15 protein-coding genes are annotated in these 14284 nt (G+C 54.1%); 11 read left to right on the top strand and 4 right to left on the bottom strand.

What is annotated here, in order from left to right; translation table 11 throughout:
* Positions 1 to 33: 33 nt before the first annotated feature.
* On the bottom strand, positions 34 to 660 hold the full coding sequence (locus F3J30_RS20825) for a lysoplasmalogenase (protein WP_166718428.1): 627 nt from the start codon (positions 658 to 660) through the stop codon (positions 34 to 36).
* 129 nt (positions 661 to 789) lie between these two features.
* Here F3J30_RS20825 and F3J30_RS20820 point away from each other — a divergent pair, with 129 nt between their 5' ends.
* The gene (locus F3J30_RS20820; protein WP_166718426.1) at positions 790 to 1146 is read left to right on the top strand and encodes a DUF2500 domain-containing protein; all 357 of its coding nucleotides are present in this window, start codon (positions 790 to 792) and stop codon (positions 1144 to 1146) included.
* Positions 1147 to 1206: 60 nt separating this feature from the next.
* Here the strand turns inward: F3J30_RS20820 and F3J30_RS20815 are convergent, their stop codons facing one another.
* Entirely contained in the window at positions 1207 to 1488 is a 282-nt protein-coding gene (locus tag F3J30_RS20815; RefSeq protein WP_010436509.1) for a DUF1145 family protein, read from the bottom strand.
* Positions 1472 to 2071, bottom strand: coding sequence for a 16S rRNA (guanine(966)-N(2))-methyltransferase (rsmD, locus tag F3J30_RS20810; RefSeq protein ID WP_166718423.1), 600 nt, complete (start codon positions 2069 to 2071; stop codon positions 1472 to 1474). Before rsmD ends, F3J30_RS20815 begins: the two co-directional genes overlap by 17 nt.
* A gap of 127 nt (positions 2072 to 2198) precedes the next feature.
* Between rsmD and ftsY the strand changes: the two genes are divergently transcribed.
* From ftsY to livJ, 6 genes are all read left to right on the top strand, one after another.
* Positions 2199 to 3701, top strand: a complete 1503-nt coding sequence (ftsY, locus tag F3J30_RS20805; protein ID WP_166718421.1) for a signal recognition particle-docking protein FtsY — start codon at positions 2199 to 2201, stop codon at positions 3699 to 3701.
* 2 nt (positions 3702 to 3703) lie between these two features.
* Positions 3704 to 4369: a cell division ATP-binding protein FtsE gene (gene ftsE / locus F3J30_RS20800; RefSeq protein WP_014072167.1), complete on the top strand. Its 666-nt coding sequence runs from the start codon at positions 3704 to 3706 to the stop codon at positions 4367 to 4369.
* Positions 4362 to 5417 (top strand): permease-like cell division protein FtsX, encoded by a 1056-nt coding sequence (gene ftsX, locus F3J30_RS20795; protein WP_166718419.1) that lies wholly within the window; start codon positions 4362 to 4364, stop codon positions 5415 to 5417. The genes ftsE and ftsX overlap by 8 nt, the downstream gene beginning before the upstream one ends.
* A 251-nt stretch (positions 5418 to 5668) precedes the next feature.
* Positions 5669 to 6526 (top strand): RNA polymerase sigma factor RpoH, encoded by an 858-nt coding sequence (rpoH, locus tag F3J30_RS20790; protein ID WP_166718417.1) that lies wholly within the window; start codon positions 5669 to 5671, stop codon positions 6524 to 6526.
* A 135-nt stretch (positions 6527 to 6661) separates the two neighbouring features.
* Positions 6662 to 7927 carry a 4-aminobutyrate--2-oxoglutarate transaminase gene (locus tag F3J30_RS20785; protein ID WP_166718414.1) on the top strand — a complete coding sequence of 422 codons (1266 nt, stop codon included), beginning with the start codon at positions 6662 to 6664 and terminating at the stop codon, positions 7925 to 7927.
* 229 nt (positions 7928 to 8156) lie between these two features.
* Positions 8157 to 9257, top strand: coding sequence for a branched chain amino acid ABC transporter substrate-binding protein LivJ (gene livJ / locus F3J30_RS20780; RefSeq protein ID WP_074392736.1), 1101 nt, complete (start codon positions 8157 to 8159; stop codon positions 9255 to 9257).
* 99 nt (positions 9258 to 9356) lie between these two features.
* Here livJ and panM read toward each other — a convergent pair whose 3' ends face one another.
* Positions 9357 to 9740: an aspartate 1-decarboxylase autocleavage activator PanM gene (panM, locus tag F3J30_RS20775; protein WP_014072162.1), complete on the bottom strand. Its 384-nt coding sequence runs from the start codon at positions 9738 to 9740 to the stop codon at positions 9357 to 9359.
* Positions 9741 to 10163: 423 nt separating this feature from the next.
* Between panM and livK the strand changes: the two genes are divergently transcribed.
* The 4 genes from livK to livG are packed head-to-tail and all read left to right on the top strand — an operon-like array spanning position 10164 to position 14284.
* The gene (livK, locus tag F3J30_RS20770) at positions 10164 to 11273 is read left to right on the top strand and encodes a high-affinity branched-chain amino acid ABC transporter substrate-binding protein LivK (protein WP_166718411.1); all 1110 of its coding nucleotides are present in this window, start codon (positions 10164 to 10166) and stop codon (positions 11271 to 11273) included.
* A 46-nt stretch (positions 11274 to 11319) separates the two neighbouring features.
* Positions 11320 to 12246, top strand: a complete 927-nt coding sequence (gene livH / locus F3J30_RS20765) for a high-affinity branched-chain amino acid ABC transporter permease LivH (protein ID WP_014072160.1) — start codon at positions 11320 to 11322, stop codon at positions 12244 to 12246.
* A complete protein-coding gene (livM, locus tag F3J30_RS20760; protein ID WP_166718409.1) occupies positions 12243 to 13520 on the top strand; it encodes a branched chain amino acid ABC transporter permease LivM in 1278 nt (425 codons plus the stop codon). The genes livH and livM overlap by 4 nt, the downstream gene beginning before the upstream one ends.
* Complete coding sequence (livG, locus tag F3J30_RS20755; protein ID WP_166718406.1) at positions 13517 to 14284, top strand: high-affinity branched-chain amino acid ABC transporter ATP-binding protein LivG; 768 nt, start codon at positions 13517 to 13519, stop codon at positions 14282 to 14284. The genes livM and livG overlap by 4 nt, the downstream gene beginning before the upstream one ends.

Below are 14284 nucleotides of genomic sequence, written 5' to 3'. Positions count from 1 at the left end.
CACTCTGGAGTCGACTCCAGAGTCAAGGGTTATTTAGATGTACAGCGATCGTACAATCAGGAAGTGGCCGGCAAAGTAACAGGCGGCAGCAATCGCGTTATCCGCGCGGAAACGGCCGCGATAATGACTGCCCAGCCAGACAATATTGCCAATAAGCAGCAGCGATGCGCCGAAGAAGGCCGACATTGCAGCCGATGTTGGACGGAAGAACCACAGCTCACCCGCCAGCCACACCATCACCAGCGTCATAGCGATAAAGGTGCAGATTGGCCAACGCATCTCTTCAAGGCGTGTCCAAATCACCGCGACCAGCAGTGCGCCAATCACCAGCAATATCAGCGGCAGCGGCCAGAAGAAGGAGAGCGTCATCTGGCTGGCAAAATAGATGGTGTAAAGCAGATGCGAAAGGAAGAATGCCCCAACGGCATACAGTAAGCGCTGACGGGGTAGCAGCGTTAAGGCATCACCAACCAGTGAGGCGCACAAACCTGCAAGCACCAGGTAGCTGACGGCATTGAACATTGGCGCCTGCCAGGCGAGCAGAAGCAGCAGGAGCAGGGTAACGGGTTTAAACAACCAACGCTGCCAGGCAGGCCCGCGATAAGATGCATCGACGAAGAGCCAGCCAGACAAACAGACAGCGATAAATGACCAAAGCATATTAACTCCCTGTATCTGTTATGACTGAATAATCAGTTTCTGATTCAGTGTAGTGACGCGGGCAGGCGTTTGGCAATGTCGGATAAGGCAAGGTATCCTGATTTCCGCATAATCTGATGGGATAAACCAATGAGCAAGATGCCGCTGTTTTTCGTTATTGTGGTGGCCATAATTGTTATCGCCGCGTCGTTCCGTTTTGTGCAGCAGCGCCGCGAGAAGGCGGACAACGATGCCGCGCCGTTACTGCAAAAACGCGTGGTGGTGAGTAATAAGCGCGAGAAAACCCTTAACGACCGCCGTTCACGCCAGCAGCAAACTGCGCCAGCCGGGACATCCGTGCGGTATGAGGCGAGCTTTAAACCCGAAACCGGCGGGCTGGAAATGACGTTCCGTCTGGAAGCGCAGCAGTACCATCAGCTGACGGTAGGGGAGAAAGGGACGTTGAGTTACAAAGGGTCGCGGTTTGAAGATTTTAGGGCTGAATAACGCTCGTTCGGTTCCCTCTCCCTGTGGGAGAGGGTTAGGGTGAGGGCATCAGGTCGCACCTTACTTCTTCACCTGCGCCTTAAACTTTTTCATCCACACCAGCAGTTCAAACACGCCAAAAATAAACACCCGCAGCTGCTGCCAGCCGGTCATTTGTGGGCCATCTTTTGGCAGGCCGTTTTTCAGCATCACCATCTGCAACGCGTGCATGAATGAGGTAAAGATCAGCGCCACGTTGACGAAAATATTCATCGGCCGTGGGAATGGATGCACCAGGTTCAGGATCAGAAATGCCCATACGCCCAGCATCAATAAACGCCCCAGATTAATCAGTACCGGCATCGGATTCCCCTTGTACTTGTCGGTGATACAGACGATAGGCCACCTGGCCTGCGACCTTTTCACGGTGTAGATCCCAGTAAACAGGCACTGGCGGTAAACCGTTTTCGACTTCGCTTTCTACGTAGATCAGCGCGCCGTCAGCCAGCCAGCCGTTGTTTTCAAGCAGCGCGAGCGTCTCTTCCAGCAGTCCCTTACGGAACGGCGGATCTACAAATACCACATCATGCGGCGTTCCCGGTTGGGACAGGAAGGAAAGGGTGTTGGTGTTCACCACTTTGGCATTGGCGGCTTTCAGGGTCGCCAGATTTTGCTGAAGTAGCTGAGCAACACCGCGTTCCATTTCGAGCAGCGTGGCGCTGGCGGCATAGCGCGACAGTGCTTCAAGACCTAATGCTCCGCTTCCGGCGAAGCAGTCGAGGCAGCGGGCATCCACCATTGAAGGTGCCAGCCAGTTGAACAGGGTTTCTCTTACGCGGTCAGTCGTTGGGCGCAAACCGGGGCTGTCCGGCACCGGTAATTTCCGGCCTCGCCACTGACCGCCGATAATACGAATTTGCCCGGCCTGGCGGGTAGTTTTCTTCATTTCAGGAAAGCTCTGCTAACAATTGGCCTGCGATTGCAGGCGATGATGTTAATTAAGTTAAGTGATAGACTATTTCATCATTTTTTTAGCTTCCATGTATATAGCGCCGCGAGGAGTGTAGTCGCAGATGGCAAAACAAAAAAAACGTGGCTTCTTTTCCTGGCTGGGCTTCGGTGAAAAAGAGCAAGAAACAGAACAGAAAATCGAAGAACAGCAGGCGGTTGAAGAGCATTCTTCGGCTGAAACGCCTGTCGAAACCGCCGCAGTTGTAGAAGCGGAAGAACATTCGCACAGCAAAGAAGAGACAGAAGCCTTTGCTGAAGAGATTGTGGACGTCACCGAACAGGTTCAGGAAAGCGAGAAGCCAGAGCCCGTAGCGGTGGAAGAGGCACCTGAAGCCCTTCAGGTTGACGCTGAGCGTGAAGAAACTATTGAAGAAGCGCCTCAGGCGGTTGTTGAACATGAAGAGTTACCGCTGCCGGAAGAGGTGAAAGCCGAAGAGATCGCCCCAGAAGAGTGGCAGGCAGAAGCAGAAACCGTTGAAATTGTTGAGGCGGTGGAAGAAGAAGCAGAGCTCGAGCCAGAACTCACTGATGAAGAGCTGGAAGCGCAGGCACTGGCCGCAGAAGCCGCAGAAGAAGCGGTTATCGTCGTGCCGGAGGAAGAGCAGGCAGAAGACGACGTGGCTCAGGAGCAAGAAAAACCGACTAAAGAAGGTTTCTTCGCGCGTCTGAAACGCAGCCTGTTAAAAACCAAAGAAAACTTAGGTTCCGGATTTATCAGTCTTTTCCGCGGCAAGAAGATCGACGATGATCTGTTTGAAGAGCTGGAAGAGCAACTGCTGATTGCGGACGTTGGTGTCGAAACCACCCGTAAAATCATCACCAGCCTGACGGAAGGCGCGAGCCGCAAACAGCTGCGTGATGCCGAAGCGCTGTACGGCCTGCTGAAAGACGAGATGGGCGAAATTCTCGCAAAAGTTGATGAACCGCTTAATATTGAAGGCAAAACACCGTTTGTTATTCTGATGGTTGGCGTTAACGGCGTGGGTAAAACCACCACCATCGGCAAGCTGGCGCGTCAGTTCGAGCAGCAGGGTAAATCGGTGATGCTGGCGGCAGGTGACACCTTCCGTGCGGCAGCGGTGGAGCAGTTACAGGTCTGGGGTCAGCGCAACAACATCCCGGTCATTGCGCAGCACACGGGGGCAGATTCTGCGTCCGTTATCTTTGACGCCATTCAGGCGGCCAAAGCGCGTAATGTGGATGTGCTGATTGCCGATACCGCAGGGCGTTTGCAGAACAAATCGCACCTGATGGAAGAACTGAAGAAAATCGTTCGCGTCATGAAGAAGCTGGACGATGAAGCACCGCATGAAATTATGCTGACTATCGATGCCAGCACCGGGCAGAACGCCATTAGTCAGGCGAAACTGTTCCATGAGGCGGTAGGGCTGACAGGGATTACGCTGACCAAACTGGACGGTACAGCCAAAGGCGGGGTGATCTTCTCCGTGGCAGATCAGTTCGGCATTCCTATCCGTTATATCGGTGTGGGCGAGCGTATTGAGGATTTACGTCCGTTTAAAGCGGACGACTTTATTGAGGCATTATTTGCCCGAGAGGATTAACAATGATTCGCTTTGAACACGTCAGCAAGGCCTATCTCGGTGGGAGACAAGCGTTGCAGGGGGTAACCTTCCACCTGCAACCGGGCGAGATGGCATTTCTGACCGGCCATTCCGGCGCGGGGAAAAGTACCCTGCTCAAGCTTATCTGTGGGATCGAACGGCCAAGCGCCGGGAAAATCTACTTCAGCGGCCATGACATTAGCCGCCTGAAAAACCGTGAGGTGCCGTTCCTGCGTCGCCAGATCGGTATGATTTTCCAGGATCACCACCTGCTGATGGATCGCACCGTATTTGATAACGTGGCGATCCCACTGATCATTGCCGGTGCCAGCTATGATGATATTCGTCGTCGTGTATCGGCGGCGCTGGATAAAGTCGGGCTGCTGGACAAAGCGAAGAACTTCCCGATTCAGCTCTCTGGCGGTGAACAGCAGCGTGTGGGTATCGCCCGCGCGGTGGTGAACAAACCTGCCGTGCTGCTGGCGGATGAACCTACCGGTAACCTGGACGATGCCCTGTCGGAAGGGATCTTGCGTCTGTTTGAGGAGTTTAACCGCGTTGGGGTAACAGTATTGATGGCAACGCACGACATCGGGCTTATCTCCCGTCGTTCGTACCGGATGCTGACCCTGAGCGACGGTCATTTGCACGGAGGCCTCGGTGAATAAACGTGACGCAATAAACCAGATTCGGCAGTTCGGGAACCGCTTTGACCGGTTCCGTAAACCGCAGGGCGGCGGGGATAACAACCGCAATACGCCAAAGCGTGCGAAAGCTGCGCCAAAACCGAACTCGCGTAAAACCAACGTTTTCAACGAGCAGGTACGCTACGCTTTCCACGGTGCGTTGCAGGATCTGAAAAGCAAACCACTGGCCACGTTCCTGACGGTGATGGTGATCGCTATCTCCCTGACGCTGCCAAGCGTTTGCTACATGGTCTACAAGAACGTGAATCAGGCGGCTTCGCAGTACTACCCTTCACCGCAAATCACGGTGTATCTGGATAAAGCGCTCGACGATAACGCGGCGGCGCAGGTCGTGGGGCAGATCCAGGCTGAGCAGGGCGTTGATAAGGTGAACTATCTTTCGCGCGAAGAAGCGCTGGGTGAGTTCCGCAACTGGTCCGGGTTTGGCGGTGCGCTGGATATGCTCGAAGAGAACCCGCTGCCTGCCGTAGCCGTGGTGAACCCGAAGCTCGACTTCCAGGGAACAGAATCCCTGAATACCCTGCGTGACCGTATTTCGCGCATTAAGGGGATTGATGAAGTGCGGATGGACGATAGCTGGTTTGCGCGGTTGTCAGCCCTGACCGGGCTGGTTGGCCGAGTGTCGGCGATGATCGGCGTGCTGATGGTGGCTGCGGTCTTCCTTGTCATCGGTAACAGCGTGCGCCTGAGCATCTTTGCCCGCCGGGACACCATCAACGTACAAAAACTGATTGGTGCCACGGATGGATTTATCCTTCGTCCGTTCCTGTACGGCGGCGCATTACTGGGCTTTTCTGGCGCATTTCTTTCATTGATATTGTCAGAAATTTTGGTGATGCGGCTGTCATCTGCCGTGACCGAAGTGGCGCAGGTTTTTGGAACCAAGTTTAATATCAGTGGCTTAGGGTTCGATGAGTGCCTGTTGTTACTGCTGATTTGCTCTATGATCGGCTGGGTAGCGGCATGGCTGGCGACGGTTCAACATTTACGCCACTTTACTCCCGAATAATAAAAGCGTGATATAATCTTTCCCTGCACCGAGTTGTTCGCTTGCAGGGAAAGAGTCCCTGTTTTCTCTTCCCCGCAATATCATCTCCATGTCACATTTTGTGCGTAATTTATTCACCGTTGCACCTGGAACTTGTGGATAAAATCACTGTCTGATACAAGAGTGAATGCTAATCTCGTTGCTCAAACGCTTTGGCATGGTTGTTGCCTGATGGGGATAACCTGGACCAGAAGAAACATTGAGAGGAATGAATGACCAAAGAAATGCAAACTTTAGCTTTAGCCCCTGTTGGTAACCTGGAATCTTACATCCGGGCTGCAAACACCTGGCCGATGTTAACGGCCGAGGAAGAAAAGGAGCTTGCTGAAAAGCTGCATTACCAGGGCGATCTGGAAGCAGCTAAGACGCTGATCCTGTCTCACCTGCGCTTTGTTGTTCACGTTGCTCGTAATTATGCGGGCTACGGCCTGCCGCAGGCGGACTTGATTCAGGAAGGTAACATCGGCCTGATGAAGGCAGTACGACGCTTTAACCCGGAAGTGGGTGTGCGACTCGTCTCCTTCGCCGTACACTGGATCAAAGCTGAAATTCACGAATACGTCCTGCGTAACTGGCGTATCGTGAAAGTCGCCACGACAAAAGCGCAACGCAAACTGTTCTTCAACCTGCGTAAAACCAAGCAGCGTCTGGGCTGGTTCAATCAGGATGAAGTTGAAATGGTGGCGCGTGAGCTGGGTGTGTCCAGCAAAGATGTGCGTGAGATGGAGTCTCGCATGGCCGCTCAGGACATGACTTTTGACATGTCTTCTGACGACGATGCGTCTGACAGCCAGCCGATGGCACCGGTTCTGTATCTTCAGGATAAATCCTCCAACTTTGCTGATGGCATTGAAGAGGACAACTGGGAAGACCAGGCCGCAAACAAACTGACTCATGCGATGGAAGGCCTCGATGAGCGTAGCCAGGATATCATCCGCGCCCGCTGGCTGGACGAAGATAACAAGTCCACCTTGCAGGAACTGGCCGACCGCTACGGTGTCTCCGCTGAACGTGTTCGTCAGCTTGAAAAGAATGCCATGAAAAAACTTCGCGCCGCTATCGAAGCGTAATCCTCGCGAAGTACCCGATAACCCCTGGATGTGAATCCGGGGGTTTTGTTTTTTTAGCGCCTCCTCTGGCGAATTCCTCCCCCCTGGCAAACACTTACTGATGCGCTAAGCAGGCGACTTTCTCAGGGGGACAGGGTGAAAAATAAAGAACTGAATGACCGGCGTTTACAGGCAACGCCGCGCGGTATCGGCGTGATGTGTAACTTTTATGCCGATAAAGCAGAGAACGCCACGCTGTGGGATGTGGAAGGTAACGAGGTTATCGACTTCGCCGCCGGGATCGCCGTGCTGAATACCGGGCATCGCCATCCGAAAGTGATTGCGGCCATTGAAAAACAGCTCCACGCCTTTACCCACACGGCCTATCAGATTGTACCGTACGAAGGCTACGTGGCGCTGGCAGAACGGATTAACGAACGTGTGCCGATTGACGGCCCGGCAAAAACGGCATTCTTTTCAACGGGCGCAGAAGCCGTTGAGAACGCGGTGAAAATTGCCCGCGCCTACACCAAACGTCCTGGCGTTATCACCTTTGGTGGCGGCTTCCATGGCCGCACCTATATGACCATGGCGTTGACCGGCAAGGTCGCGCCTTACAAAATCGGTTTTGGCCCCTTCCCTGGCTCGATTTACCACGCTCAATATCCCAACGCACTTCACGGCGTGAGCAGCCAGGAAGCGTTAAAAAGCCTTGAGCGCATCTTCAAAGCGGATATTGCCCCAGACCAGGTTGCCGCCATTATTCTTGAGCCGGTGCAGGGAGAGGGTGGTTTTAACGTCGCGCCTGCCGATTTTATGCAGTCGCTGCGGGCATTGTGCGATACCCACGGTATTTTGCTGATCGCCGACGAAGTGCAAACCGGGTTTGCCCGTACCGGCAAACTCTTCTCAATGGAACACCACTGCGTGAAGCCTGACATGATCACCATGGCGAAAAGCCTGGCGGGCGGGATGCCGCTCTCGGCAGTGTCTGGCCGGGCAGAGGTTATGGATGCGCCAGCGCCGGGCGGGCTGGGCGGTACCTATGCGGGTAACCCGCTGGCGATAGCCGCGGCACATGCCGTGCTGGACGTGATTGACGAAGAAGATCTCTGCACGCGTGCGGCGCACCTTGGTCATCATCTGGTGGAAGTGCTCAACAAAGCGAAGGCGGATTGTCCGTTTATTGCTGATATCCGGGCGCAGGGGTCGATGGTAGCGGTGGAATTTAACGATCCGCAAACCGGGCAACCTTCGCCGGACTTTACCCGTCAGGTTCAGGAGCGTGCATTGCAGGAAGGCCTGTTACTGCTGAGTTGTGGTGTGTATGGCAACGTCATTCGCTTCCTTTACCCGCTTACCATCCCCGAAGTGCAGTTCCGTAAAGCGCTGGATATTATCTCTGCCTCGCTGACACGATAAAGCCACTGCCCGGCAGCGAAACGTTGCCGGGCTTAGCATATATACATTTCAAATTAGCTATTCCAAATTCATAAAAATGGGGTATGTTTTAGCAGAGTATGCTGCTTTGGTACGGGCAGTGACCGAAAACATAACTATCATATGCTTTTCTTATGCCTATAAGAAAAATAATGTACCGCACAACAACATCACAACAATTGCAAAAACCATAACAATGGGGATTCTCAGGATGAACAAGAAGGGTAAAGCGTTACTGGCAGGATGTATCGCGTTGGCATTCAGCACGATGGCTCATGCAGATATCAAAGTGGCTGTTGTCGGCGCAATGTCCGGTCCGGTAGCACAATACGGCGACCAGGAGTTTACTGGCGCAGAACAAGCGGTTGCAGACATTAATGCCAAGGGCGGTATCAAAGGCGAAAAACTGCAAATCGTAAAATATGACGATGCCTGTGATCCGAAACAAGCGGTAGCTGTTGCGAACAAAGTGGTAAACGACGGGATTAAATACGTTATCGGCCACCTGTGCTCCTCTTCCACTCAGCCAGCGTCCGATATCTACGAAGACGAAGGTATTCTGATGATCACCCCGGCGGCAACTGCACCGGAACTGACCGCGCGTGGCTATAAGCTGACGCTGCGTACCACCGGTCTGGACTCTGACCAGGGCCCAACCGCAGCGAAATACATTCTGGAAAAAGTGAAGCCGCAGCGTATCGCGATCGTTCACGATAAACAGCAATACGGTGAAGGCCTGGCGCGTGCCGTACAGGACAACCTGAAGAAAGCGAACGCTAACGTGGTGTTCTTCGACGGTATCACCGCCGGTGAGAAAGACTTCTCCACGCTGGTGGCGCGTCTGAAGAAAGAGAATATCGACTTCGTTTACTACGGTGGCTACCATCCGGAAATGGGCCAGATCCTGCGCCAGGCACGTGCTGCCGGCCTGAAAACTCAGTTCATGGGTCCAGAAGGTGTGGCGAACGTGTCTCTGTCTAACATCGCTGGTGAGTCTGCTGAAGGCCTGCTGGTGACCAAACCGAAGAACTACGACCAGGTTCCTGCGAACAAACCAATCGTAGACGCCATCAAAGCGAAGAAACAGGATCCAAGTGGTGCGTTCGTCTGGACCACCTACGCGGCACTGCAATCATTGCAGGCGGGCCTGAACCAGTCAGCCGATCCGGCTGAAATCGCGAAATACCTGAAAGCGAATACCGTAAATACCGTTATGGGACCGCTGTCATGGGATGAGAAGGGCGATCTGAAAGGCTTCGAGTTCGGCGTGTTTGACTGGCACGCAAACGGTACGGCGACCGACGCCAAATAAAAGCAAAAAGGCAACGTAAGTTGCCTTTTTTTATGTGTTCTCCCTCTCCCAGTGGGAGAGGGCCGGGGTGAGGGCATCAGGCCGCACATATCAGCTTTTTTAACGCTTCTCCCACCCATTTTCCTGCGCCGTAAACCCTAACGCCTGCATAAACGCGGCCATCACGCTGCGGTCTTCTACGCCCACGTCGGCCATCCACCAGGAGGTCACGCTCGGGTTTTCGCGGATCACTTCTTCAATTAAATACTGCCCCACACCGCGACGGCGGGTGACGTCACGCACGCGCAGGGAATCGAGCGCCCCTTCTGTCCCGCTCAGCGTCACGCGCACGGCCGCCAGCAGACGCTCGTTAAAGCGTGCGGCATAAATACGGTGCGTCTCGTCAACGGTCAGTGACGAAGGGGAATATTCCGGCCAGATCTTGCCCAGGTCGATATGATCCTGATCGCTAAAGGTCACCAGACGGATGATAGTCAGTTTCATTAGCTGCTTGTCCAAATCAAAAAGAGTACGGGCAGTGTACTCAATTTATTCAGCCAGCGGCTTCCTCTTTTTAAACCATTTACCAGGCGATTAGTTTTTCGGCGTCACAATGTGCAGTTCGAAAACGCATGGATCGAAAAACAAGCAGAATTTTAACCTAAATAGCAGTGTTTTATTCGGCGCTTTGTACCGTTATTTTATGCTGCAAACCGTACTTTTATTTGTTTATCTCTGCCTGATTTCAGAATATTATCTTTGCTTAATCGCCTGAAAAATAGAGATTTTAGTCTGGTTTTTGACAAAAAACTGCGCTAAACCATTAAAGGCACTGGTAAAAATAGCGTTGTTCATTAAAAGTACAGAATGCTTTTTAACCATAATAAAACAAAATATATACATAACATCACGAATGGGGATTCAGAGATGAAAAGGAACGCGAAGACGTTAATCGCGGGGATAGTTGCACTGGCGATTTCACATGCAGCTATGGCGGAAGATATTAAAGTTGCTGTGGTAGGCGCAATGTCCGGTCCGGTTGCCCAGTGGGGCGATATGGAGTTCAACGGCGCGCGCCAGGCGATTAAAGACATCAATGCCAATGGCGGTATCAAGGGCGACAAACTGGTCGGGGTGGAATATGACGATGCCTGCGATCCGAAACAAGCTGTCGCGGTCGCCAACAAAATCGTTAACGACGGCATTCAGTACGTCATCGGCCATCTTTGCTCCTCATCCACGCAGCCCGCGTCTGATATCTATGAAGACGAAGGCATTCTGATGATCACCCCTGGTGCGACGAATCCGGAACTGACTCAGCGCGGTTACCAGCACATCATGCGTACCGCCGGTCTGGACTCTTCTCAGGGGCCAACGGCCGCCAAATTTATCCTCGAAAACGTCAAGCCAAAGCGCATTGCCATTATTCATGACAAGCAGCAATACGGTGAAGGCCTGGCGCGCTCCGTACAGGATGGCCTGAAAAAAGGCGGCGCGAACATTGTGTTCTTTGATGGCATTACCGCAGGCGAGAAAGACTTCTCCGCGCTGATTGCCCGTCTGCAAAAAGAAAATATCGACTTCGTCTATTACGGTGGCTACTACCCGGAAATGGGCCAGATGTTACGCCAGGCGCGCGGCACCGGTCTGAAAACCCAGTTTATGGGCCCGGAAGGGGTAGGTAATGCGTCACTCTCTAACATCGCAGGTGATGCGGCGGAAGGGATGCTGGTGACGATGCCAAAACGCTATGACCAGGATCCGGCGAATAAGACTATCGTAGATGCGCTCAAAGCGCAGAAGAAAGATCCGAGCGGCCCGTATGTGTGGATCACCTATGCTGCCGTGCAGTCTCTGGCAACCGCACTGGAACGTACCGGCAGCAAAGAGCCGCTGGATTTAGTGAAAGATTTAAAAGCGCACGGGGCGAACACCGTGATTGGGCCGCTGAACTGGGATGAGAAAGGCGATCTGAAGGGATTTGAATTTGGTGTCTTTAAGTGGCACGCCGACGGTTCGTCTTCGGTCGCCAAATAATTATCCCACCGCCCGGGCGTCCGGGCGGGTTTAAAAAGGTTTGCATATGTCCGAGCAGTTTCTCTATTTCTTGCAGCAGATGTTTAACGGCGTCACGCTGGGAAGCACCTACGCGCTGATCGCCATCGGTTATACGATGGTTTACGGCATTATCGGCATGATCAACTTCGCCCACGGCGAGGTGTACATGATCGGTAGCTATGTCTCCTTTATGATTATCGCCGCGCTGATGATGATGGGTATCGACAGCAGCTGGCTGCTGGTCGCTGCCGGGTTCGTGGGGGCGATTGTGATTGCCAGCGCTTACGGCTGGAGCATTGAACGAGTGGCCTACCGGCCGGTGCGTAGCTCCAAGCGTCTGATTGCGCTGATCTCCGCCATCGGGATGTCCATCTTCCTGCAAAACTACGTCAGCCTGACCGAAGGTTCGCGTGATGTGGCGCTGCCAAGCCTGTTTAACGGCCAGTGGATTGTCGGGGCAAGCGACAACTTCTCTGCGTCGATTACCACCATGCAGCTGGTTATCTGGATTGTTACCTTTGTTGCGATGCTGGCACTGACCTTGTTCATTCGTTATTCCCGCATGGGGCGCGCCTGCCGTGCCTGCGCGGAAGACCTGAAAATGGCGAGCCTGCTTGGCATCAACACTGACCGCGTGATTGCACTGACCTTTGTGATTGGTGCGGCAATGGCGGCGGTGGCTGGTGTACTGCTCGGCCAGTTCTATGGTGTTATCAACCCGTACATCGGCTTTATGGCCGGGATGAAAGCCTTCACCGCAGCGGTACTGGGCGGTATCGGCAGTATTCCTGGTGCGATGATCGGCGGCCTGATCCTCGGCGTGGCTGAAGCACTCTCCTCGGCGTATCTGAGCACTGAATATAAAGATGTGGTGTCGTTTGCCCTGCTGATTCTGGTTCTGCTGGTAATGCCTACCGGTATTCTGGGTCGTCCGGAGGTAGAGAAAGTATGAAACCGATGCATTTTGCAATGGCGCTGCTCTCTGCCGCCATGTTCTTCGTGCTGGCGGGCGTCTTTATGGGCGTTCAGTTAGAGCTGGATGGCACTAAGCTGGTGGTGGATACCGCCGCCGACATCCGCTGGCAGTGGGTGTTTATCGGCACGGCGGTGGTGTTCCTGTTCCAGCTGCTGCGTCCGGTATTCCAGAAGACACTGAAAAACGTCTCTGGCCCGAAATTTGTTCTGCCGGCAATCGACGGCTCAACCGTTAAGCAGAAGCTGTTCCTCGTGGCGCTGCTGGTGGCGGCTGTTGCATGGCCGTTTGTGGTATCACGCGGTACGGTCGACATTGCCACCCTGACCATGATCTACGTGATTCTCGGCCTGGGTCTGAACGTGGTTGTAGGTTTGTCTGGCCTGCTGGTACTGGGTTACGGCGGTTTCTATGCCATCGGTGCCTACACCTTTGCGTTGCTGAACCACTATTACGGCCTGGGCTTCTGGACCTGTCTGCCACTGGCGGGGCTGGTCTCTGCTGCTGCGGGCTTCCTGCTGGGCTTCCCGGTGCTGCGCCTACGCGGTGACTACCTGGCGATTGTGACCTTAGGCTTCGGCGAAATCGTCCGTATCCTGCTGCTCAACAACACTGAAGTGACCGGTGGCCCGAACGGTATCAGCCAGATCCCGAAACCGACCTTCTTTGGTCTGGAATTCAGCCGTTCTGCCCGTGAAGGCGGCTGGGATACCTTCAGCAACTTCTTCGGTGTGAAATACGATCCGTCTGACCGTGTCATCTGGCTCTATCTGGTGGCGTTGCTGCTGGTGGTTATTACTCTGTTCGTGATTAACCGTCTGCTGCGGTTGCCGCTGGGCCGCGCATGGGAAGCGCTGCGTGAAGATGAGATTGCCTGTCGCTCTCTGGGCCTGAACCCGACCCGCATCAAGCTGACAGCATTTACCATCAGCGCCGCGTTTGCCGGTTTCGCCGGAACGCTGTTTGCTGCGCGTCAGGGCTTTGTCAGCCCGGAATCCTTCACCTTTGCCGAATCCGCCTTCGTGCTGGCGATTGTGGTGCTCGGCGGGATGGGCTCGCAGTTCGCCGTTATCCTTGCGGCCATCCTGCTGGTGGTGTCGCGTGAGCTGATGCGTGACTTTAACGAGTACAGCATGTTGATGCTGGGTGGTTTAATGGTGCTGATGATGATCTGGCGTCCGCAGGGCTTGCTGCCGATGACTCGTCCACAGTTGAAGCTGAAGAACGGGCAAGCGAAAGGAGAGCAGGCATGAGTCAGCCATTATTATCCGTTAACGGTCTGATGATGCGTTTTGGCGGCCTGCTGGCGGTCAACAACGTCTCCCTGGATCTGCACAAAAAAGAGATTGTCTCCCTGATTGGCCCGAACGGCGCGGGGAAAACCACGGTCTTCAACTGCCTGACCGGTTTCTACAAGCCGACGGGTGGCACCATCATGCTGCGTGACCAGCATCTTGAAGGGCTGCCGGGTCAGCAGATCGCCCGCATGGGCGTGGTGCGTACCTTCCAGCACGTGCGTCTGTTCCGCGAAATGACGGTGATTGAAAACCTGCTGGTGGCGCAACATCAGCAGCTGAAATCCGGTCTTTTCTCCGGTTTGCTGAAAACGCCAGCCTTCCGCCGCGCGCAGAGCGAAGCGCTCGACAGAGCGGCCACCTGGCTTGACCGTATCGGCCTGCTTCAGCACGCTAACCGTCAGGCGAGCAACCTGGCCTACGGTGACCAGCGTCGTCTTGAAATCGTTCGCTGCATGGTGACCCAGCCGGAAATCCTGATGCTTGATGAACCGGCGGCCGGTCTGAACCCGAAAGAGACCAAAGAGTTGGACGAGCTGATTGCCGAGCTGCGCGATCATCACGACACCACCATCCTGCTGATTGAGCATGATATGAAGCTGGTGATGGGCATTTCCGATCGTATCTACGTGGTAAACCAGGGCACGCCGCTGGCAAACGGGACGCCGGAAGAGATCCGCAACAACCCGGACGTGATCCGCGCATACCTTGGTGAGGCATAA

The organism is Enterobacter sp. Tr-810, from assembly GCF_011752765.1.
In the GTDB taxonomy this organism is placed as follows: Bacteria; Pseudomonadota; Gammaproteobacteria; order Enterobacterales; family Enterobacteriaceae; genus Enterobacter; species Enterobacter soli.
This window is presented reverse-complemented; position numbering and strand designations above follow the sequence as displayed.